This window comes from Pseudomonas sp. GD04058, assembly GCF_029836855.1.
In the GTDB taxonomy this organism is placed as follows: Bacteria; Pseudomonadota; Gammaproteobacteria; order Pseudomonadales; family Pseudomonadaceae; genus Aquipseudomonas; species Aquipseudomonas bharatica.
On the sequence record NZ_JAOECN010000001.1, the window covers coordinates 58,618 to 80,980 of the forward strand.

Here is a 22,363-nt window from a genome sequence, read left to right on the forward strand (position 1 = left end):
GCGACCATCGGGTCACGAACTGAATGAATCTCCGGCGTCAAAAAATTGATGCAGGGCACTCGATTGCTTCAAAAGTGGTGCTAGCATAGAGCCATCACTCGAACTGCCTCACCTTTTAATAAGAAGTAGTCAGGACATGACCGAGCCAGAAGACCCCAATCGTGAGCGACTGAAGCAACACTTTGCCCAGCGGGTCATCCATCAGGCCCGGCAGATCCTGGAAATCTGGCAACGCCTGCAGCGTAGCGAGTGGTCCACCGGCGACCTGGGCGAACTGTGCGAGGCCAACCTGCGCCTGCAGCGCTACGCCGAGCGCTTCGAGCAACCGGAACACACACAACTGGCCGAAGCCATCGGCCAGACCCTGGACGCGGTCGAGGCCAACAGCGCGCGCCTGAGCAGCAACCTGATCAGCGAACTCAACCGCTTGATGCAGCGCCTGTCGCGCACCGGCCTGCGCCAGGGCGACCGCCTGGAACAGACCACCCTGCCGCCGTTGCGCAAACCGGTCTACATCATGCTCCAGGACCACGACCGCGCCGAACGCCTGGCCAAGCAACTGGAGTTCTTCGGGCTGGGCGTCGAAGCGCTGCACACCGCCGATGCCTTCCGCGCCTCGATGGGCGAGCGCCTGCCGTCGGCCATCGTCATGGACGTGGACTTTGGCGGCCAGGGCCAGGGCCTGCTGCTCGCCGGACAGGCGCAACAGGGCCTGGAGCAGCGGGTACCGCTGCTGTTCTTCAGCCTCCATGAAACCGACACCCCGACCCGCCTGGCCGCCGTGCGCGCCGGCGGCCAGGAATTCCTCACCGGAACCCTGGAAGCCTCGAGCCTGCTGGAAAAGGTCGAACTGCTGACCAGCGTCACCCAGTACGAGCCCTTTCGCGTACTGATCATCGACGACTCCCGGGCCCAGGCACTGCACACCGAGCGCCTGCTGAACAATGCCGGGATCGTCACCCGCACCCTTACCGATCCGATCCAGACCATGGTCGAGCTGGCGGATTTCCAGCCCGACCTGATCATCCTCGACATGTACATGCCGGCCTGCACCGGCACCGAACTGGCCAAGGTGATCCGCCACAACGACCGCTATGTCAGCGTGCCGATCATCTACCTGTCCGCCGAGGACGACCTGGACAAGCAACTGGACGCCATGAGCGAAGGCGGCGACGACTTCCTGACCAAGCCGATCCGCTCGCGCCACCTCATCACCACCGTGCGCAATCGCGCCGCCAGGGCGCGCAACCTCAAGGCACGGATGGTCCGCGACAGCCTGACAGGGCTGTACAACCACACCCATATCCTTCAGTTGCTCGAGGATTGCAGCTTTCGCGCCCGCCGCGAGAACCGGCCGCTGAGCTTCGCCATGCTCGATATCGACCATTTCAAGAAGGTCAACGACAGCCACGGCCACCCCATGGGCGACCGGGTGATCAAGAGCCTGGCGCTGTTTCTCAAGCAGCGCCTGCGCAAGACCGACTTCATCGGGCGCTACGGCGGCGAGGAGTTCGCCATCGTCATGCCCAACACCGATCTGGACGCCGCGCACAAGGTCCTCGACGAGATCCGCAAGCGCTTTGCCGAAATCCACTATCCGGCCCAGCCGCAGGACCTGTTCTGCACCTTCAGCGCCGGGGTCGTGGCCCTTAGCGAGGCGCTCGACGCCCTGAGCATGGCCACCGCTGCCGACGAAGCGCTGTACCGCGCAAAAGGTGCCGGACGCAATCGGGTGGTGCGGGTCGAGCCGTGAAGTCAAATGGCCACTTTTTTTTGACCTGACCGACCGCGTCGTCATAACCGCGTCATAAAATCGCAATAACTTCAGTGCCTTGCCTTCCAGCCGTCGGTAGTCAAGCACATGCGCCTGAAGCTGCTCACCAATCTCAATACCCTGTTACTGGTCCTGGTCTGCCTGGCCCTCGGCGCCACCCTCTGGTGGTCGCAACAGGCTCTGGAGCGCCCCTACCTGTTGATGGAGCGCTACCTGGGCCTGTCCCAGCAATTCCAGAACCAGGTGGCACGCAACATCCAGACCTACCTCGGCAGTGGCGATGCACTGCAGCACGCTACCGCGCTGCAGGCCACCCAGGCTCTTCAGGAAGAGCTCAAGCACATGCCGGAAGACCTGGCCCAGCGCGTACGCCCGAGCCTGGACAGCCTGGCCTCCTTCACCAGCAACGAGTTGCTGGCCGCCGGCAAACTGGCGGGCGACCCGCAGGCCCTGCTGCTACAGGCCGAGCGCGAGCTGGGCGCCAACCTGGAGCAATGGCTGCGCTACGCGCAGAGCGGCAACAACCCGGAAGGGGCGCGCTACACCACCCCGCTGTTCGAAGCCGGGCTGCACCTGAGCCGGTTGTCCCTGGCCCGCGACAAGCTGGTCAGCAGCGGTCGTGCGGAACTGGCCGAGGAAGTCGAGCGCGAGCTGAACCTCATGGCCGAACAGGCCAGGATCCTCGATGCCCTGCCGTTGCTGGGGGTCAAACAGGCCAGCGCCTCCGGCTCCGACGATTTCGCCGCGATGATGGGCCTGGAAAGCCAAACCAAGAGCGAGGCCGAAGACACCGCCATCGGCCTGCGCCGCGAACTTAACAGCCTGATCGGCCGCTACCCGGCCGAGCTGCAACGCACCCGTGAACTGATCCAGCGTCGTGGCGAACTGGCGGCGACCACCAGTTCGCGCATTGCCGCCGTACAGCAGGCCATCGCCGACCTTGAGCCCGGCGTGCGCAGCCAGCATGGCCAGATCCAGAGCGAGGTGCGCCTGATGCAGGGGGTAATGATTGCCTTGATCCTGCTGATCGCGCTGCTGATCGATCGCCTGCAACGACGTCTGGCGCGGGTCCTTACGGCCCTCGACCCGGCGCTGTCGGCCTGGGCGGGCGGTGACTTCAGCAGCGCGATCGACCTGCCACCGAGCAACCGCGAAATGCACGATATCCAAAACTCGCTCAACCGCCTGCGCGATTACCTGGTGGAACTGGTCGGGACCATCCGCCACAACGCCGAGCAGGTTGCCGGCAGCAGCCACGCCCTGGCCGGCATGAGCAGTGCCCTGCACGATGGCGCCGAGCGCCAGGCCGGGGATACCGCGCAGATCCGCGATGCCCTTGGCGAACTGGAGGCCACCATCGTCCAGGTCGCCGGCGACGCCAGCCAGGCCGCCGACGCCAGCCGCCAGGCCGGTGAAGCGGTGCAACAAGGCCAGGCGGTGATCGGCCAAAGCCTGACCGGGCTGCGCAAGCTGGTGGACGAGGTACAGGGCAACGCCCAGGTGGTCGAGGAACTGGCCCGGGAGTCGGCGACCATTGGCGGGGTACTGACGGTGATCCGCGCGATTGCCGAGCAGACCAACCTGCTGGCCCTCAACGCGGCGATCGAGGCCGCGCGAGCCGGGGAAATGGGCCGCGGCTTCGCCGTGGTGGCCGAGGAAGTGCGCTCCCTGGCGCAACGCACCACCGGCGCCACGGGCGAGATCCAGACCCTGATCAGCCGCCTGCAACAAGCCGCCCAGGAGTCGGTGGAAGGCATGCGCGCCCAGCTGGAGCACGCCGAAGCCACGGCCAGCCAGGCCCAGGCAGCGGATGGTGCGCTGGATGAAATCGTCATGGCGATCCAGACCATCGCCGACACGGCGGAGCGCATCGCCGATGTCACGGCGCAGCAGAGCGGCGCAGTCAGCGAGATTCGCGACCACAGCGAACGGATTCATGGCCTGGGCGAGGACAACCTGCAGCGCATCGGCGAAGGGCGCGACCAGGGCGAGCAGTTGTTGCGCTTGGGTGGGGAACTGAATACAGCGGTTCGGGCTTTCCGTCTGTAGGTGCTCTTTCCGGCCTCATCGCTGGCAAGCCAGCTCCCACAGGGTCCGAGTCGCTGCAGAACCCTGTGGGAGCTGGCTTGCCAGCGATGAGGCCATCAGCAACGCAGCAAATCCCCGAGTCGGCTATGATGCGGGAATTTCCGCCCCACCCCGCGAGCCCACCATGCGTCGTCTGCTTTGCCTCCTGCTGCTGGCCCTTGCCCTGCCCGCCATGGGCGCCGGCCTGTTCGACAGCCGCCCCAGCGCCACCCTCGGCGCACCGTCCCTGAACAACAGCGCCGATTTCCTGCCGGTGCGCGAAGCCTTCAAGCTCAACCTGATCGACGGCGACAGCAAGACCATCAAGCTGCGCTTCGTCCCCGCCGAAGGCTATTACCTCTACCGCCACCGCTTCCAGTTCCGCACCGAGCCGGCCGATATCGCCCTGGGCGCACCGCAGTTGCCGCCCGGCGAAGCCAAGCACGACGAGTTCTTCGGTGATGTCGAGGTGTACCACGGCATCCTCGATATCGACCTGCCACGCACCGACGATCAACGCCCCTTCACCCTGGTGGTGACCTACCAGGGCTGCGCCGACAAGGGCCTTTGCTACCCACCGGAAACCGAACGGCTGAGCATTGCCGGCAGCGAAACCGCAACCCCACCGGCAGCGACCACCAAGCAAGCCTGGACCTGGAACAGCCTGCTGCTGTTCTTCCTTGCCGGGGTCGGCCTGACCTTCACCCCCTGCGTACTGCCGATGCTGCCGATCCTCTCCGGGGTGGTCCTGCGTGGCCAGGTCGGTGGCCTGCGCGGCCTGGCCCTGTCGCTGGCCTACGTGCTGCCGATGGCCGCGTGCTTCGCCCTGCTCGGTGCATTGATGGGCCTGTTCGGCGCCAGCCTGAACCTGCAGGCACGCCTGCAATCTGCCTGGGTGCTGGTGCCGTTCGCGATGTTCTTCGCCATCTTCGCCCTGGCCATGTTCGGCCTGTTCGAACTGAAACTGCCGCGCGCCCTAAACGACCGCCTGGACCGCGTCGCCGGTAACACCAAGGGCGGTTCGCTGCTCGGCGCCGCGATCCTTGGCGTGGTGTCCAGCCTACTGGTTTCGCCTTGCGTATCCGCGCCGCTGGCCGGGGCCCTGCTGTATATCAGCGCCAGCGGCGATGCCCTGGGCGGCGCGTTGAAGCTGTTCGCCCTGGGCCTGGGCATGGGCGCGCCGTTGCTGCTGGTGGCAACGGGCGGCGCAGCCTGGCTGCCGAAAAGCGGGCCATGGCTGGTAACGGTGAAGAACGCCATCGGCGTACTGCTGCTGGGCCTGGCCATCGGCCTGCTCAGCCGGGTGCTGCCGGGGCAGGTCACCCTGCTGCTGGTCGGCTTGCTGGCCGCCGGGGTGGCGCTGTTCCTCGGCGCCCTGGAATTCGGTTACAAGGCGCCGCGCCAGCGCCTGGCCCAGTTGCTCGGCCTGTTCCTGCTGGTCTACGCCGTGGCCTGCTGGTATGGCGCGCTGAGCGGGCAAAGCGATCCGCTGCGTCCCCTGCCCGCCGCAGGCAACGCCGGAGTCGCCAGCCAGGTGAAGAGCGACACCTGGCAGACCATCGACAGCCCTGCCGAACTCGACCGCGTCCTCGCCGAAGCCAAGGCTGCCGGCCAACCGCTGGTGCTCGACTGGTATGCCGACTGGTGCATCAGTTGCAAGGTAATCGAACGCGAGGTGCTTAATGCACCGAACGTGCTGCCATTGCTCGGGGAATACCGGCTGGTACGCTTCGATATCACCCGCAGCAGCGCCGAACAGCGTGCCCTGCTGGACCGCTACCAGCTGTTTGGCCCGCCGGCGCTGCTGTTCTTTGCCTCGAACGGCAGCGAAAACACCGCCGCACGCGTGGTAGGCGAGACCAACGCCGGCGAATTCGCCGAACATCTGCAGCGCATCCGTGGCGATCTGCGTCTATAACTTCCCGGGGCCGCGCAAACATGCGGCCAATGACCGGGATTAACAAAATAGTCACATATTTCGCGCGAACCTCGGACATCGTGCTGGCTATTGCAGTTAACTGGACAGTGCTCCGCTCTTTGCGGCATAGTCGCCGCGCTTGTATTCATGTCCTACAAAAATCAAAGGATGCGCAGATGGCGACCCTACTGGTGCTGCACGGCCCCAACCTGAACTTGCTCGGCACGCGCGAGCCCGGCGTCTACGGCGCCGTGACCCTGGCGCAGATCAACCAGGACCTGGAGCAGCGTGCCCGCGCCGCCGGCCACCATCTGCAGTACCTGCAAAGCAATGCCGAGTACGAACTGATCGACCGGATCCACGCCGCGCGTAACGAAGGCGTGGACTTCATCCTGATCAATCCGGCGGCTTTCACCCATACCAGCGTCGCATTACGTGACGCATTGCTGGCGGTGAGCATCCCATTCATCGAAGTGCACCTGTCCAACGTGCACAAGCGCGAGCCGTTCCGTCACCACTCCTACTTTTCCGATGTCGCGGTAGGAGTGATCTGCGGCCTGGGCGCCAGCGGTTATCGCCTGGCCCTGGAGTCCGCCCTGGAACACCTGGCCGCCAAATCCGAATAACGCGAGCCCGGCCATCGCCGGGCTTACCGGAACGTTTGAATCACGTTCATACGACCCTGACCAAATATTGGGAGTTGATGATTAATGGATATTCGTAAAGTCAAGAAACTGATCGAACTGCTGGAAGAGTCCGGCATCGACGAGCTGGAGATCAAGGAAGGCGAAGAGTCGGTGCGCATCAGCCGCCACAGCAAGACTCCAGCCCAGCAGTACTACGCGCCGGCCCCGGTTGCCGCCGCCGTCGCTCCAGCTGCCGCACCGGCTCCAGCCGCTGCTGCTGCCGCTGCTCCGGCTGCCGCTGCTGCTCCTGCGCTCAAAGGCACCGTGATCCGTTCGCCAATGGTCGGTACCTTCTACCGCAAGGCTTCGCCAACCTCGCCAGCCTTCGTCGAAGTCGGCCAGGCGGTGAAGAAGGGCGACACCCTGTGCATCGTCGAAGCCATGAAGATGATGAACCACATCGAAGCCGATATCGGCGGCGTCATCGACGCCATCCTGGTGGAAGACGGTCAGCCGGTTGAGTTCGACCAGCCGCTGTTCACCATCGTTTGAACCGCGGAGAGCCTGCGATGTTGGAAAAAGTTCTGATCGCCAACCGCGGCGAAATTGCCCTGCGTATCCTGCGTGCCTGCAAGGAACTGGGTATCAAGACCGTCGCCGTACACTCCACGGCCGACCGCGAGCTGATGCACCTGGGCCTGGCTGACGAGTCCGTGTGCATCGGCCCGGCCTCGTCGAAGGATTCCTATCTGCATATCCCGGCGATCATCGCCGCTGCCGAAGTCACCGGCGCCACGGCCATTCATCCTGGCTATGGCTTCCTCGCGGAAAACGCCGACTTCGCCGAGCAGGTCGAGAAATCCGGCTTCGCCTTCATCGGCCCGAACGCCGACACCATCCGCCTGATGGGCGACAAGGTGTCGGCCAAGGACGCCATGATCAAGGCCGGCGTACCAACCGTACCGGGCTCCGACGGCCCGCTGCCGGAAGACGAGGAAACCGCGCTGGCCATCGCCCGCGAGGTGGGCTACCCGGTGATCATCAAGGCCGCCGGTGGCGGCGGTGGTCGCGGCATGCGCGTGGTGCACAAGGAAGAGGACCTGATTTCCTCGGCCAAGCTGACCCGTACCGAAGCCGGTGCTGCGTTCGGCAACCCGATGGTGTACCTGGAGAAGTTCCTGACCAACCCACGCCACGTGGAAGTCCAGGTGCTCTCTGATGGCCAGGGCAACGCCGTGCACCTGGGCGACCGTGACTGCTCGCTGCAGCGCCGTCACCAGAAAGTGCTGGAAGAAGCCCCGGCCCCGGGCATCGATGAGAAGGCCCGCCAGGAAGTCTTCGCCCGTTGCGTCCAGGCGTGCGTCGAAATCGGCTACCGTGGCGCCGGTACCTTCGAGTTCCTCTACGAGAACGGTCGTTTCTACTTCATCGAGATGAACACTCGCGTGCAGGTAGAGCACCCGGTTTCGGAAATGGTCACCGGTATCGACATCGTCAAGGAGATGCTCAGCATCGCCGCAGGCAACAAGCTGTCGTTCACCCAGGACGACGTGGTGATCCGCGGTCACTCCCTGGAGTGCCGGATCAACGCCGAGGACCCGAAGAAGTTCATTCCGAGCCCTGGCACGGTCAAGCACTTCCACGCGCCGGGCGGCAACGGCGTTCGCGTCGATTCGCACCTGTACAGCGGCTACGCGGTTCCACCGAACTACGACTCGCTGATCGGCAAGCTGATCACCTACGGCAAGGACCGCGACGAAGCCATGGCACGCATGCGCAATGCCCTGGATGAAATCGTCGTCGACGGGATCAAGACCAACATCCCGCTGCACCGCGAGCTGGTCCGTGACGAAGCCTTCTGCAAGGGCGGCGTCAACATTCACTACCTGGAGCACAAGCTGGCCTCGGAGTAATCCGGACGGTTTTGCTTCACGGTGAATGCGAAAAGCCCCTAACCCAGGTTCGGGGCTTTTTTATTGGCCGCAAGACCGACTCCCACAGGGGCTTTGGGCCTGTGTGTCCGACGCGAACCCTGTGGGAGCTGGCTTGCCAGCGATGAGGCCGGCACGGGCAATGATGTTGTCTAGTCGGGCCAAATCGCTGGCAAGCCAGCTCCCACAGGGATCAGCGCCGCTTGCTAGAGGTTGGTTAATTGCAATGCCTGCGCCTCGATCTGCTGCGCTGTCGCCGGCCGGCCGGCCAGGGTGGTGACCTGCCCGTCACGCCGCTGCACCAGCACCTCCTGGCGGAACCGCTGCATGAAGCGCCGGGCACGCACGGCGATATCGCTGCTGCCGCCCAGCGAAGCCTCCAGCAGGATCGGATCGAGCACCTTCTGCACACTGGACCGGGTCGAGGTAAACACGCTGGTCGCGCCGTCCGCCAGGTCGAACCGTACGCCGTAGATATTGCCCAGGCACGACGAGTACGACCAATGATCCCACTGCGGCTGGATCCCCCGGCGCGCCAGGGCCGAACGCAGCGGTCCGCCGATATCCGACGCCGTGGACAACCAGTCACCGCCCACCAGCACCGCACTGATCCGCCCTTCTTCCCCGCCACGACGAATGCCGTGCAAGGCGGAATCCAGTGCGTCCTCAACCAGCCGGCCAATATTGTGGTCGACATGGATGAGTGCCCCGCCTCGGGTCGCCGGGTTGTACAGGCAGACCGCGACGCAGGACTCGATATTCAGCGAGTACAGGTAATTGTCGCTGCCCGTCGGATTGAACCGCGCGATCAGCCCCTCGCCCTGCAAGACGCCACGTTGCGGCAGTGGATTGGTCCGCGCGGCAAAGGCATCCGCCACGTCCCAGACTCGCCCGAGATACTGGCTCGGCGCCCCGCCGCGCAGCCCGACCCGCTCGTTGAACTGCCAGCGGTTGCCCGGCCCGAGGCGGATCGGCACGCGGTACTGGGCCCGCGGGTAGCGGGGATCGAGCAAACGCAGGGTATCCAGGTCGGAGTCGTGGATCACCTGGAAGTAGCGTCCGCGGTCATTGACGTAGAACGCTTCCCGTCCGTCTTCGCCGCCCCGGCTGTAGACCCCGCGCCAGATGCCGCCCCGCTCCATGCTGCGCAGGTTGTCCGGGACCTTCCTCAAGGCTCGTTGCTCGTCCATGACGCTGACCGCCGCCCGCTCGCCCTGGCGGATACCCGGCCGGGCCTGGTCGGTCAGTTGAGCCCAGCGGCTAGCCTCGCTGGCCTTGCGCAGGCCCGCCCGCGAGGCATGGGTCAGCGCTCCCCAGGCCCCCGGCAAGGCAATGCCCCACAAGGCGATCGCCACCCCCACCCAGTGGTTCAGTGCCGCCGAATCGTCATCGGCGATATGACTGGCAATAGCCTTGTAGCTGCCGATGGCGATGAATACGGCATCGAGGGCGAAGCCCAGCGGCGGAAACGCCAGGCTCAGGGGAAAGGCCGCGTATAGCAGGCCTTTTGTCACCTGTTCGACGATCACCTCGTGGCGACTGCGGGTCACCGCCTCGACATCGCTGGCATGACTCTCGAGGAACGCGTCGTACTCGGCCATGAAATCGACGATCCGGTTGCCCTCGCGCAGGGTGTCGCGGGTCCGCTCGCCCTTCGCCAGCTGCATCAGCCATTCGGAAACCTTTGGCCGGTCGACGAAGCGTACGTGCTGCAGGTACCAGTCGTGCAAAGCGCCGCGGCCGGCACCGACGAAGCCCCGGTACTTGCGCAAGGTCAGGCCGTCGGGTGCCTGCGGCGTATACAGCCAGTCCTGGGCCACGCCACCGACGATACGCCGGAACACATACAACCCGGTGCTCCTGCGCCCGTTGAGCGTGAAGCGGAACACCCCGCTGCCGGCAATATTGTCCGCCGACTCGCCCTGTGGCTCGCGCACCTCGCCCAGTTGCTCGACGACCTCGAGCAACCAGTCACGCTCGCCGTCATTGATCATTCGCTTGCCATGGGTGGCATGCACATCGCGCCGCAAGGTGGTCTGCGCCAGGGCGAAATGCAGGGCCCGCCTCTTGGCATATTCAGGATCGGCAGGGTCGAGGAACCGCGCACGAATCGAGTCTGCATAAGCCTGGCCGATATAGGCTCTGCGCACATAAGCCACCAGCTCGGCGGCGCGCACCCTGCCCAGGTCCTGGCCGACGGACGAGCGCACCGGCATCCGCGGATTGTCCAGGCCCCAATTGTCGTCATAGCCATAAATGGCCAGATCGAGCAGGGTGCGTGTGGTCTTTCCCGAGGCGATGAGCCCCGGGAAGAAATCGAAGAGGATGGTTTCCGGGTCGACCTCACCGGTGACGCCACATTGACGGAGGTAATCGGCGATCGCCGCCTTGACCGTGCGCCGGGAAAACGCCAGCAGGCTTTCCTGCTCGGAGACCTGCTGCTGCATCGCCAGGTCGAGCAGGCGCAGGTCCTCGTTGAGCCCGGCGATGACTTGGCGCTCTTTCAGCGTCAGCTCGGCGAACCAACGCGGCGCCTCGTACCAGGCGACCTGCTCCAGATGGTTGTCCCGCCCCAGCTCGATCAGGTAACGGCAGCATTGGGCATAGCCATGCTGCGGGCCACGATGGTCGCGGGTCAGGTCCCAGGCATCCGGCCGCTCACGCACCCCGGCGTAGAACTGCTCGGCCTTGCGCTGCCCGCGTACGTTGATCCGGTCCAGCAGGTAACGGGTTCCGGCCTCATCAGCCAGCCATTGCCCCAACTCCACGGCAAGGGCACGCAGCGAGGCCAGTTCTATCCATTCCTGGCCATCGGGCTTGCCGGGCGCATACAACACCAGCCCGGACAACTGGCCAGCGTCGTCCTGGTGATAGAACAGCATCAGTTGTGCCAGCGGTTCATCGGGAAACTGGGAGACCCCGGTAACCTTGTCACCGGGCTCGTCCCGCCCCACACCGTTTCCGGCACGCACCCGCAGCACCCGCGCATAGCTGTCGGCCCCCAGGTGGCCCTTGCACCGCGCGATGAAAGCGCTCTGCTGGAGACGCATGTCGTTCAGGTCGAGCAGGGCCGAGAACACGTCCGGATTGGCATAACGCTCGGCCAGTGCCTGGTGATAACCGGCGCGCGGATCGACATTCAGCAGCAACTCGTCGAGGAAACCGGCTGGCAGTACCTGGTTGAGCGCGCCGGGATCGCGCAGCAGGGTGCGGACCTTGTCCGGGCTGGCGGCGAAGGGACCTTCCGCCACCAGTGCGGCGAGACGCAGGGTGCGTGCCACCGGGTACCGGCGGTGCTCCACGCTGGTGCGGACCTGCATTTCGTCGGGGTCGATATCCAGGCCGTGGGCAAGCCGGCAGTAGTCGATGATCGCCAGGCGGGCATGGGCTTCCAGGGAGTCCACTCCGTACAGCAACAACCTGAGCTGCTCCCGCAGCAGGCCATGGTGGCGCTGGAAATGGCGCAGCACTTCCAACTCTTCAGCGCTCAGGGCGCCGAACCAATCGCCAAGCGCTACACGCACCAGCGCATCGATCTGCTGCCGCTCGGCCTCGGGCAGGCTGCCAGTACCGTCGAACAGCGAGCGCCAGCGGGCGTCCAGGTCCTGGATGTACTGCAGCAGGCTGTCGCCATCGAAGCGCTTGAGGGTTTCGGCACAGAACAGCGTCTTCAGCGCCGAGCAATGCGCTTCCAGTCGATCCAGGAAACGCTCGCCCACCGCACTGGCACCGTCCAGGCCGGCGGGGCGCTGCGTCCATTGCCGGCGCAATGCCTGGCAATAATCCTCCAGCACACCGGTCGCCGCACCTTCGATGATCTGCGCCACGGTCTGCTGGCGTTCGTTCCAGCCCTCCTGCGCGTCCTCAGGGTCCGCTTGCGCGAGCCAGCGCAAGGGACCGTGCAGGTCGGCGTCGAAATCCGGCAAATGCCCGTCGATCAGGCGCTGCAACAATGCTCGCAGCAGCGCCTGGGGGAAGCCGGGCGCGATATCACCTTCCGGGTAATAGGTGCGCAGGTGAACCATCAGCCGCTCAAGGGCGAAGTCTGCGAAATACGGCCGCCGGTCAAAAAAACCGTCGATCCATAGCTCCCAGCGTGTCAGTTGCAGCAGCGACAAGCGTGCCGCGCCATCCTCCAGCTTCATGCTCATCATCTGACTCCTTGTTGAATGAGGCAGCTCAGGTTGCACGAGCCTTGGCACGACGGGGTGATAGATAGTTAGCCGGGTTGTTATCCACTTTGCCGTGCGCCTGGCGTAAACTGGCGGGCTTTCGCAGCACTGCGCTGAATCCCCTGGTGAAGGTACCCCCATGCCCTGGTTACAAGTTCGTCTGGCCATCACTCCGGAACAGGCCGAAACCTATGAAGACGCCCTGCTGGAAGTGGGCGCGGTTTCCGTGACCTTCATGGACGCCGAAGACCAGCCGATCTTCGAGCCGGACCTGAACACCACGCCGTTGTGGTCCAATACCCACCTGCTGGCCCTGTTCGAGGCCGATGCCGAGCCCGAGGCGGTGTTCGCCCACCTGCAACTGCTGACCGGCGCCGAGCTGCCCGAGCACCATGCAGAAGTGATCGCCGACCAGGACTGGGAGCGCAGCTGGATGGACAACTTCCAGCCCATGCGCTTTGGCCAGCGCCTGTGGATCGTGCCGAGCTGGCACGCGGCGCCGGAGCCGGACGCCGTCAACCTGCTGCTCGACCCGGGCCTGGCCTTCGGCACCGGCACCCACCCGACCACCGCCCTGTGCCTGGAATGGCTGGACGGCCAGGACCTGAAGGGCGTCAACCTGCTGGACTTCGGCTGCGGCTCGGGCATCCTCGCCATCGCCGCCCTGCTGCTGGGCGCGCGCCGTGCCACCGGCACCGACATCGATGTCCAGGCCCTCGAAGCCTCCCGCGACAACGCCGGGCGCAATGGCATCGCCGAGGCTGACTTCGACCTGTACCTACCGGAGCAGATGCCAGCGATGCAGGCCGACGTGCTGGTCGCCAACATCCTCGCCGGCCCGCTGGTCTCGCTGGCACCGCAACTCAGCGGCCTGGTTCGCCCGGGCGGCCTGCTGGCGCTTTCGGGCATCCTTGCCGAGCAGGGCGAGGAAGTGGCTGCGGCCTACGCGGCGGACTTCGATCTGGACCCGATCGTTGTGCGCGATGGCTGGGTTCGCATCAGTGGTCGCCGCCGCTAACAGCACCTAGACTTCACCTCAGCCCACCCCGGATCTCCGCATGACCGACAGTTTCGTCACCCAGTGCCCGCATTGCCAGACCAGCTTTCGCGTCAGCCATAACCAGTTGAGCGTGGCGCGAGGGGTCGTGCGCTGCGGCAATTGCCTGCAGGTCTTCAATGCTGCCAAGCAATTGCTGGAGCAGAACGCGTCGCTGCAATCGGTGCTGATGCCGCCTGCCGGGACAGCACCGGCCGCGCCGCCCATCGAGACACCCGCGAGCGATCCGGTGCCCGCTGAAAAAGGCCCGGCGCTGCCGGCCTGGGGCGAGGTCGACCTGGACCAGCTCGACCTGGACAGCGAACTGGCCCGCCTGGAACAGCGCGAGATCCAGCCGAGCCTGTCGTTCAATGCCTCCCCGCGTCGTGACGACAGCCTCAGCGCCAAGCGCGACGAAGCCGACCCCGACGAGCGCCTGGAAGATGGCCTGTCCACCACCGAGGAGCACGATCCCCTGGCGCCGACGCTCGACGAACCGCCGCTGGAAGCGGAGGGTGACGATGTCGAGGAGCGGCAGGCCCGCACCGAACCTTCATTGTCCCTGGACCTGCCGGGGCCCGATGACACCCCGCCGGTGCGCTCGCTGGCGATCGAAGAAGAGCGCGACGAGCCTCTCGACAGCGGCGCCGGCCTGTCGGCCCGCGACGACGAGCCGGAAGAGGCAGGCCAGGACAGCAGCGACCGTCGCGAGCCGGAACTGGGCGCCCTGCCCCCGGCTGGCAGTACGCCACGCAAGGAATCCCTGGTCGACCTGGTCGACGACCCGATCCAGCTCGACTGGCAGAAACCGCAGGGCACCCTGGGCCGCAAACTGCTGTGGAGCCTGTTGATCCTGCTGGCTGCCGCAGGCCTGGCGGGCCAGTACATCTGGTATCACTTCGACGAGTTGGCCCGTCAGGACCAATACCGTCCGTGGTTCCAGCAGCTGTGCCCGAGCCTTGGATGCGAGGTGCCGTCCAAGGTGGATATCGCCCGGATCAAGAGCAGCAACCTGGTGGTACGCAGCCATCCGGACTTCAAGGGCGCATTGGTAGTGGACGCGATCATCTACAATCGTGCGCCGTTCTCCCAGCCTTTCCCTCTGCTGGAGCTGCGCTTCGCCGACCTCAACGGCCAGTTGATCGCCAGCCGGCGCTTCAAGCCCGCCGAGTATCTCGGCGGCGAGCTGGCGGGCAAGGACGAGATGCCCAGCCAGACGCCGATCCACATCGCCCTGGACATCCTCGATCCGGGCCCGAAAGCGGTCAACTACAGCCTGAGCTTCCGCTCTCCCGAGTGATTCCCGGCCTTCGGCGCCAGTGTTGTGGCGTCGGCGGCGGGTTGCCCGCGTCCCGTCCTCGCGTCGTAACTGTTCAGATTTTATCCAGATTCATCTTTATCCGGTCATCGAGAGCGGGTATCATGCCCACCCTTTTTCGAACTCTAATGATCCGGCCCCACAACAGGGAACTCCTATGTCGGCGGTACGCATCGGCCCTTACGAACTGCAGAACAACCTGATCCTGGCCCCCATGGCCGGCGTCACGGACCAGCCTTTTCGCCAGCTTTGCCGACGAATGGGCGCTGGCCTGGTGGTGTCCGAGATGGTCAGCAGCGACATGAGCCTGTGGAACAGTCGCAAGTCGCGCCTGCGCATGATCCACGCAGGCGATCCCGAGCCACGCTCGGTACAGATCGCCGGCGGCGACGCGCAGATGCTCGCGGCGGCGGCACGTGCCAACGTCGAGCTGGGCGCCCAGATCATCGACATCAACATGGGCTGCCCGGCAAAAAAAGTCTGCAACAAGGCCGCAGGCTCTGCTTTATTGAAAGATGAAGCGCTGGTCAGTGAAATCCTCCACGCGGTGGTCGCCGCGGTGGAGGTGCCGGTGACCCTGAAGATCCGTACCGGCTGGGACCGGGACAACAAGAACGGCCTGACCGTGGCGAAGATCGCCGAGCAGGCCGGGATCCAGGCCCTGGCCGTGCATGGCCGGACCCGCGCTGACCTGTACACCGGCGAAGCCGAGTACGAAACCATCGCGATGATCAAGCAAGCGGTGTCGATCCCGGTGTTCGCCAACGGTGACATCACTTCGCCGCAGAAGGCCCGCCAGGTACTCGACAGCACCGGCGCCGACGGCCTGCTGATCGGTCGGGCCGCCCAGGGGCGACCTTGGATCTTTCGCGAGATCGAGCATTACCTGCGCACCGGCGAAACCTTGCCGGCGCCACAGCTGGGCGAAGTGGAAGGGATTCTGCTGCAACACCTGGCAGCGCTGCATGCCTTCTACGGCGATGTAATGGGCGTGCGAATCGCCCGCAAGCACGTTGGCTGGTACCTGGCAACGTTACCGGGAGCCCGTGAATTCCGTGCCCGGTTCAATCGTTTGGAAGACACGCACGCGCAATGCGCCGACGTTCGCCAGTTCTTCCGCGAACGCGAACAGAGCCTTGAGACAGAGGACGGACAAGGGGTGGCCGCATGACGATGATGACCGAGACTTTAGTGAGTGGAACAACGCCCGTGAGCGACAACGTCAACCTGAAACAGCACCTCAATACCCCGAGCGAAGAGGGCCAGACCCTTCGCGGAAGCGTGGAGAAGGCGCTGCACAACTACTTCGCCCACCTCGAGGGCGCGGCCGTCACGGACGTGTACAACCTGGTGCTCTCGGAAGTCGAGGCGCCCCTGCTCGAAAGCGTGATGAACTACGTCAAGGGCAACCAGACCAAGGCCAGCGAGCTGCTTGGACTGAACCGCGGCACCTTGCGCAAGAAACTCAAGCAGTACGACCTGTTGTAAGCATGAACCCCAACCAGAAAAGGCGACTCCTCGTGAGGTCGCCTTTTTTGCTGACTCCACCGCGTTATGGAATCTGAAATGACCGACCAGACTACCCGCCTGCCGATCCGCCGTGCCTTGATCAGCGTTTCCGACAAGACCGGGATCATCGAATTCGCCCGTGAGCTGCAAGGCCTGGGCGTCGAGATCCTGTCTACCGGCGGCACCTTCAAGCTGCTCCAGGACAACGGCATCGCCGCGGTCGAAGTCGCCGACTACACCGGCTTCGCGGAAATGATGGACGGCCGGGTCAAGACCCTGCACCCGAAAATCCACGGTGGCATCCTCGGCCGTCGCGGCACCGACGACGCCATCATGCAGGAGCACGGGATCAAGCCGATCGACCTGGTCGCCGTCAACCTGTACCCGTTCGAAGCCACCATCTCCAAGCCGGGCTGCGACCTGCCGACCGCCATCGAGAATATCGACATCGGCGGCCCGACCATGGTCCGTTCCGCTGCGAAGAACCACAAGGACGTGGCCATCGTGGTCAACGCCAGCGACTACGCCAGCGTCCTGGAAAACCTCAAGGCCGGTGGCCTGACCTACGCCCAGCGCTTCGACCTGATGCTCAAGGCATTCGAGCACACCGCAGCCTACGACGGCATGATCGCCAACTACATGGGCACCGTGAACCAGGCCGCCGAAACCCTGGGCACCGAAGGCCGCAGCGAGTTCCCGCGCACCTTCAACAGCCAGTTCATCAAGGCCCAGGAAATGCGCTACGGCGAGAACCCGCACCAGAGCGCGGCGTTCTATGTCGAGGCCAAGCCGTCGGAAGCCGGCATTGCCACCGCCGTGCAACTGCAAGGCAAGGAACTGTCGTACAACAACGTGGCCGACACCGATGCTGCGCTGGAATGCGTGAAGAGCTTCGTCAAGCCGGCCTGCGTCATCGTCAAGCACGCCAACCCGTGCGGCGTTGCGGTCAGCCCTGAAGGCGGCATCCGCCAGGCTTACGAACTGGCCTACGCCACTGACACCGAATCGGCCTTCGGCGGCATCATCGCCTTCAACCGCGAGCTGGACGGCGAAACCGCCCGCGCCATCGTCGAGCGCCAGTTCGTCGAGGTCATCATCGCTCCGAGCGTCAGCGAGGAAGCCCGTGCCGTGGTCGCGGCCAAGGCCAACGTGCGCCTGCTGGCCTGCGGCGAATGGTCGGCCGAACGTGCCGCTGCCTGGGACTACAAGCGCGTCACCGGCGGCCTGCTGGTACAGAGCCGCGATATCGGCATGATCACCGAGGGCGACCTCAAGGTCGTGACCCGCCGCGCCCCGAGCGAGCAGGAAATCAACGACCTGATCTTCGCCTGGAAAGTGGCCAAGTTCGTCAAGTCCAACGCCATCGTCTACGCCAAGAACCGCCAGACCATCGGCGTCGGCGCCGGCCAGATGAGCCGCGTCAACTCCGCCCGCATCGCCGCGATCAAGGCCGAGCACGCCGGCCTGCAGGTGCAGGGTGCGGTCATGGCCTCGGATGCGTTCTTCCCGTTCCGTGACGGCATCGACAATGCCGCGAAAGTGGGCATTACCGCCGTGATCCAGCCAGGCGGCTCGATGCGCGACGCCGAAGTGATCGCAGCAGCCGACGAAGCCGGCATCGCCATGGTCTTCACCGGAATGCGCCATTTCCGCCATTGATTCGCCCCCTGTGGGAGCTGGCTTGCCAGCGATGAGGCCGGAGCAGACACCCTGCCCTCCGGCCTTTCCCATGAAAGCCAACAGCATTAGCGTCATCGAGGTTTGCACATGAACGTTTTGATCATCGGCAGCGGCGGCCGTGAGCACGCCCTGGCCTGGAAAGTCGCCCAGGACCAACGGGTCGAGAAAGTCTTCGTCGCCCCCGGCAACGCCGGCACCGCCACCGAAGCCAAGTGCGAGAACGTCGCTATCGACGTGCTGGCCCTGGAGCAACTGGCCGACTTCGCCGAGAAGAACGTCGCGCTGACCATCGTCGGCCCCGAGGCACCACTGGTCGCTGGTGTCGTCGACCTGTTCCGCAAGCGTGGCCTGGACTGCTTCGGCCCGACCGCCGGCGCCGCCCAGCTGGAAGGCTCGAAGGCCTTTACCAAGGACTTCCTGGCCCGCCACAGGATTCCGACCGCCGACTACCAGAACTTCACCGAGATCGAGCCGGCCCTGGCCTACCTGCGCGAAAAAGGCGCACCGATCGTGATCAAGGCCGACGGCCTGGCCGCCGGCAAGGGCGTGATCGTCGCCATGACCCTGGCCGAAGCCGAAGACGCCGTGCGCGACATGCTCGCCGGCAATGCCTTCGGTGAAGCCGGCTCGCGCGTGGTCATCGAGGAATTCCTCGACGGCGAGGAAGCCAGCTTCATCGTCATGGTCGACGGCGCCAACGTGCTGCCAATGGCCACCAGCCAGGACCACAAACGTGTCGGCGACGCCGATACCGGCCCGAACACCGGCGGCATGGGTGCCTACTCCCCTGCGCCGGTGGTCACCGCCGAGGTGCACCAGCGCGTCATGGACCAGGTGATCTACCCGACCGTGCGCGGCATGGCTGCCGAAGGCAACGTCTACACTGGCTTCCTTTATGCAGGCCTGATGATCGACAAAGCCGGCAACCCGAAGGTCATCGAGTTCAACTGCCGCTTCGGCGACCCGGAAACCCAACCGGTGATGCTGCGCCTGGAGTCGAGCCTGGTGCTGCTGGTCGAGGCCGCGCTGGCCAAGGCCCTGGACAAGGTCGAAGCGGTCTGGGATCCGCGTCCGAGCCTGGGCATCGTCCTGGCGGCCGGCGGCTATCCTGGCGATTACGCCAAGGGCGCGCCAATCAAGGGCCTGGGTGCCGCCGCCGCGCTGCAAGGCAAGGTGTTCCATGCCGGTACCGCCCTGAAGGACGGCCAGGTCGTCACCAGCGGCGGCCGCGTGCTCTGCGCTACCGCCCTGGGTGATACCGTCGAGGCCGCCCAGCAACAGGCTTACCGCCTGGCTGCGGAACTCGACTGGGAAGGCGCTTTCTACCGCAAGGACATTGGCTACCGTGCCATTGCCCGCGAGCGGGGCGAGCATCAGGAGTAATCCGTCGGCACGCAGGCGCAGCGCCTCTCTGGCGCGCCTTGCGGCCGGTCGGCAGGGCCCCGCCGGGGGCCTTGCCTTGGACTTGGCACGCCGCGCATAGTTGTGCACCGGCATCACGCTAGGAAGGGATATTTCGTGCGTTGGCTCAGGACTGCCATTGGAATCGTCGTCAGCTTGCTGACCCTGCTCTGCCTGCCACCGGCGTCCGCCGATTCCGGCAGCGGCTGGGCCGTTCTGCTCGATACCCAAGGCAATCTGCAACTTGGCGATATCCGCTCCGAGCGCTACCGCAACCAGTTCAGCCCCATAGAGCCCGCCCAGCTCAACGCCGCCGCGCCCAACCAGGCCCTGTGGCTGCACCTGCGCCTGCCCCCCGGGCAGCAGGAACAGGTCATTCGCATCTTCGCCCCCGATCTTTCCCGTCTGGATCTTTATGTCCTGGACGGCAACAACCTGCTCCAGCAAAGCCATGACGGCCGGCGCAGCGACAGCGGCCTGCTGACCCTGGGCAGCAGCGACCACCTGCTGTCCCTGCCCGCCAGCCCGGTGGCCCTGGACGTCTACCTGCGACTGGTTTCCGAACACCAGTTGCGCCCTGGCATCACCCTGCTGCCTGCCGTCGAAGCCGCCGCCGACCAGCGCCGGCCGCTACTGTTCGGCCTTCTGATCGGCTGCCTGGGCATGCTGGTCCTGCACAACCTGGCCCGCTTTGCCTATTCGCGCTCGGCCACCAGCCTGTGGCTGGCCGGCTACCATCTGCTGATGCTGCTCAGCGCCCTGATCCTGCTCAACCTGAGCGGCCCGTGGAGTCTCTGGCACAGCGCGCGGACCCCGGCGGCCTACCTTACGGTGATGCTCGCCACCCTCTGCGGCCTGGCCTTTACCCAGCGCTTCTTCGCCCCGCTGGGGCCGTCACCGGTCAATCGCCTGCTGCACGGCCAGATGTTGCTGGTGGTGTTCTGCGGCCTGTTGCTGCTGTTCGTCGATACCCTGCCGCTGAACCTGATGACCTATGTCCTGGTCGCCCTTGGCTGCCTGAGCATGCTGGTCATCGCCGCGTGGCATTGGTACAAGGGCTTCGCCCCGGCACGGCTGTTCGCCCTGGCCATGCTGATCTTCAATCTTGGCTGCCTGGTGGTGCTGCCGGCCCTGCTCGGCCTCACCCGCACACCGACCCAATGGTTGATGTTCATTCTCCTGGGCCTGAACGTGGTCAGCGGCCTGCTGCTCAACCTGTCGGTCAGCGAGCGCCTGCGCAGCATCAACGAGCAACGGGTCAGCGCGAGTCGCGAACAGGCGGCGAGCAACGCCGAGATCAACGCCAAGGCCGAGTTCCTGGCCAAGATCAGCCATGAAATCCGTACCCCGATGAACGGCGTGCTGGGCATGACCGAACTGCTCCTGGGCACGCCGTTGTCGGTCAAGCAGCGCGACTACGTGCAAACCATCCACAGCGCCGGCAACGAGTTGCTGACGCTGATCAACGAGATCCTCGACATCTCCAAGCTGGAGTCCGGGCAGATCGAGCTGGACGACGTGCAGTTCGATCTCAATGCGCTGATCGAAGACTGCCTGGGCATCTTCCGGGCCAAGGCCGAGCAGCAGAACATCGAGCTGATCAGCTTCACCCAGCCCCAGGTGCCGCGGGTCATCAGCGGCGACCCGACGCGCCTGCGCCAGGCCATGCTCAGCCTGCTGGACAACGCCCTGAAGAAGACCGACCACGGCGAGATCCTTCTGGTGGTGGCCCTCGACCAGCGCGGCGACAGCCCGCGCCTGCGCATTGCCGTACAGGACAACGGCGAAGCCATGCAGGCCGCCGAGCGCGATGCCTTGCTACAGGCCGAGCTGCACAGCAAGCATTTCCTTTCCAGCAACAAGCTGGGCGGTCATCTCGGCCTGGTCATCGCCAAGCAACTGGTCAACCTGATGCATGGCGAATTCGGCATCAAGACCAGCCACAACCAGGGCAACACCCTGTGGCTGACCCTGCCCCTCGACGCCCAGCGCCTGGAACAGCCGGCCACCGACCTGGACGCCTCGCTGCGTGGCGCGCGGGTGCTGGTAGTGGACGACAACGACACCTGCCGCAAGGTCCTGGTCCAGCAATGCGGCGCCTGGGGCATGAACGTCAGTGCCGTGCCCTCGGGCAAGGAAGCCCTGGCCCTGCTGCGCACCAAGGCGCACCTGCGCGACTACTTCGACGCGGTCCTGCTCGACCAGAACATGCCGGGCATGACCGGCATGCAACTGGCAGCGAAGATCAAGGAAGACCCGAGTCTCAACCACGACATCCTGCTGGTGATGCTCACCGGCATCAGCAACGCGCCGAGCAAGATCATCGCGCGCAATGCCGGGGTCAAGCGGATCCTCGCCAAGCCGGTGGCCGGCTACACCCTCAAGACCACCCTGGCCGAAGAACTGGCCCAGCGCAGCCTGGCCCCGCCGCCGAGCCTGGCGCCGCCGCCCAAGCCGATGCCGATCGAATTGCCAGCGGATTTCCGCATCCTTGTTGCCGAGGACAACAGCATCTCCACCAAGGTCATCCGCGGCATGCTCGGCAAGCTCAGCATCGAACCGGACACCGCCAGCAACGGCGAGGAAGCGCTGAAAGCGATGAAAGCCCGCCAATACGACCTGGTGCTGATGGATTGCGAGATGCCGATACTCGACGGTTTCTCGGCAACCCAGCAACTGCGTGCCTGGGAGGCGGCGAGCGGGCGGCCGCACACGCCGGTGGTAGCACTGACCGCCCACATCCTCGCCGAACACAAGGAGCGTGCACGCCAGGCGGGAATGGACGGGCACATGTCCAAGCCGGTGGAACTGTCGCAATTGCGCGAGCAGATCGAATACTGGGTGGCCCGTCGCGAACAGACACACCCACCGGCGGATGCGCCGCTGTCACACTGATACACTTGCCCGCCTCTGCCCTTTCGCGAGCCCCGA

Annotated in this window: 14 protein-coding genes; 13 read left to right on the forward strand and 1 reads right to left on the reverse strand. The window is 65.1% G+C overall.

Annotation, left to right across the window (positions count from 1 at the left end):
* Positions 1-136: 136 nt before the first annotated feature.
* From N7650_RS00265 to accC, 6 genes are all read left to right on the forward strand, one after another.
* Entirely contained in the window at positions 137-1,753 is a 1,617-nt protein-coding gene (locus N7650_RS00265) for a PleD family two-component system response regulator (RefSeq protein WP_009398730.1), read from the forward strand.
* Between the two features lie 108 nt (positions 1,754-1,861).
* Positions 1,862-3,823 (forward strand): methyl-accepting chemotaxis protein, encoded by a 1,962-nt coding sequence (locus tag N7650_RS00270; RefSeq protein ID WP_009398728.1) that lies wholly within the window; start codon positions 1,862-1,864, stop codon positions 3,821-3,823.
* Positions 3,824-3,986: 163 nt separating this feature from the next.
* Positions 3,987-5,759, forward strand: a complete 1,773-nt coding sequence (locus tag N7650_RS00275) for a protein-disulfide reductase DsbD (protein ID WP_009398726.1) — start codon at positions 3,987-3,989, stop codon at positions 5,757-5,759.
* A gap of 176 nt (positions 5,760-5,935) precedes the next feature.
* Positions 5,936-6,385, forward strand: coding sequence for a type II 3-dehydroquinate dehydratase (gene aroQ / locus N7650_RS00280; RefSeq protein ID WP_009398724.1), 450 nt, complete (start codon positions 5,936-5,938; stop codon positions 6,383-6,385).
* A gap of 84 nt (positions 6,386-6,469) precedes the next feature.
* The gene (accB, locus tag N7650_RS00285) at positions 6,470-6,937 is read left to right on the forward strand and encodes an acetyl-CoA carboxylase biotin carboxyl carrier protein (RefSeq protein ID WP_009398721.1); all 468 of its coding nucleotides are present in this window, start codon (positions 6,470-6,472) and stop codon (positions 6,935-6,937) included.
* A 17-nt stretch (positions 6,938-6,954) separates the two neighbouring features.
* Entirely contained in the window at positions 6,955-8,298 is a 1,344-nt protein-coding gene (gene accC / locus N7650_RS00290) for an acetyl-CoA carboxylase biotin carboxylase subunit (protein WP_009398719.1), read from the forward strand.
* A 224-nt stretch (positions 8,299-8,522) separates the two neighbouring features.
* Here the strand turns inward: accC and N7650_RS00295 are convergent, their stop codons facing one another.
* Positions 8,523-12,467 carry a type III effector 1 gene (locus N7650_RS00295; protein ID WP_279896434.1) on the reverse strand — a complete coding sequence of 1,315 codons (3,945 nt, stop codon included), beginning with the start codon at positions 12,465-12,467 and terminating at the stop codon, positions 8,523-8,525.
* Between the two features lie 160 nt (positions 12,468-12,627).
* On the opposite strand from N7650_RS00295, the gene prmA reads away from it, so the two are divergent.
* From prmA to N7650_RS00330, 7 genes are all read left to right on the forward strand, one after another.
* Positions 12,628-13,506: a 50S ribosomal protein L11 methyltransferase gene (gene prmA, locus N7650_RS00300; protein ID WP_064301578.1), complete on the forward strand. Its 879-nt coding sequence runs from the start codon at positions 12,628-12,630 to the stop codon at positions 13,504-13,506.
* A gap of 40 nt (positions 13,507-13,546) precedes the next feature.
* Positions 13,547-14,824 carry a DUF3426 domain-containing protein gene (locus N7650_RS00305; protein ID WP_279896436.1) on the forward strand — a complete coding sequence of 426 codons (1,278 nt, stop codon included), beginning with the start codon at positions 13,547-13,549 and terminating at the stop codon, positions 14,822-14,824.
* A gap of 175 nt (positions 14,825-14,999) precedes the next feature.
* Entirely contained in the window at positions 15,000-16,013 is a 1,014-nt protein-coding gene (dusB, locus tag N7650_RS00310; RefSeq protein WP_009398710.1) for a tRNA dihydrouridine synthase DusB, read from the forward strand.
* Positions 16,010-16,330: a DNA-binding transcriptional regulator Fis gene (gene fis, locus N7650_RS00315; RefSeq protein ID WP_003186237.1), complete on the forward strand. Its 321-nt coding sequence runs from the start codon at positions 16,010-16,012 to the stop codon at positions 16,328-16,330. Before dusB ends, fis begins: the two co-directional genes overlap by 4 nt.
* Positions 16,331-16,408: 78 nt before the next feature.
* Positions 16,409-18,010, forward strand: coding sequence for a bifunctional phosphoribosylaminoimidazolecarboxamide formyltransferase/IMP cyclohydrolase (gene purH / locus N7650_RS00320; RefSeq protein ID WP_279896438.1), 1,602 nt, complete (start codon positions 16,409-16,411; stop codon positions 18,008-18,010).
* A gap of 108 nt (positions 18,011-18,118) precedes the next feature.
* Positions 18,119-19,414, forward strand: coding sequence for a phosphoribosylamine--glycine ligase (purD, locus tag N7650_RS00325; protein ID WP_009398704.1), 1,296 nt, complete (start codon positions 18,119-18,121; stop codon positions 19,412-19,414).
* A gap of 135 nt (positions 19,415-19,549) precedes the next feature.
* Complete coding sequence (locus N7650_RS00330; protein WP_037060011.1) at positions 19,550-22,327, forward strand: hybrid sensor histidine kinase/response regulator; 2,778 nt, start codon at positions 19,550-19,552, stop codon at positions 22,325-22,327.
* The last annotated feature ends 36 nt before the right edge of the window (positions 22,328-22,363 follow it).

Bases quoted from the DNA above. Each gene is read 5' to 3' on its own strand.
- N7650_RS00265 (WP_009398730.1), top strand. From the start codon at position 137: ATGACCGAGCCAGAAGACCCCAATCGTGAGCGACTGAAGCAACACTTT.
- N7650_RS00270 (WP_009398728.1), top strand. From the start codon at position 1,862: ATGCGCCTGAAGCTGCTCACCAATCTCAATACCCTGTTACTGGTCCTG.
- N7650_RS00275 (WP_009398726.1), top strand. From the start codon at position 3,987: ATGCGTCGTCTGCTTTGCCTCCTGCTGCTGGCCCTTGCCCTGCCCGCC.
- aroQ (WP_009398724.1), top strand. From the start codon at position 5,936: ATGGCGACCCTACTGGTGCTGCACGGCCCCAACCTGAACTTGCTCGGC.
- accB (WP_009398721.1), top strand. From the start codon at position 6,470: ATGGATATTCGTAAAGTCAAGAAACTGATCGAACTGCTGGAAGAGTCC.
- accC (WP_009398719.1), top strand. From the start codon at position 6,955: ATGTTGGAAAAAGTTCTGATCGCCAACCGCGGCGAAATTGCCCTGCGT.
- N7650_RS00295 (WP_279896434.1), bottom strand. From the start codon at position 12,467: ATGAGCATGAAGCTGGAGGATGGCGCGGCACGCTTGTCGCTGCTGCAA.
- prmA (WP_064301578.1), top strand. From the start codon at position 12,628: ATGCCCTGGTTACAAGTTCGTCTGGCCATCACTCCGGAACAGGCCGAA.
- N7650_RS00305 (WP_279896436.1), top strand. From the start codon at position 13,547: ATGACCGACAGTTTCGTCACCCAGTGCCCGCATTGCCAGACCAGCTTT.
- dusB (WP_009398710.1), top strand. From the start codon at position 15,000: ATGTCGGCGGTACGCATCGGCCCTTACGAACTGCAGAACAACCTGATC.
- fis (WP_003186237.1), top strand. From the start codon at position 16,010: ATGACGATGATGACCGAGACTTTAGTGAGTGGAACAACGCCCGTGAGC.
- purH (WP_279896438.1), top strand. From the start codon at position 16,409: ATGACCGACCAGACTACCCGCCTGCCGATCCGCCGTGCCTTGATCAGC.
- purD (WP_009398704.1), top strand. From the start codon at position 18,119: ATGAACGTTTTGATCATCGGCAGCGGCGGCCGTGAGCACGCCCTGGCC.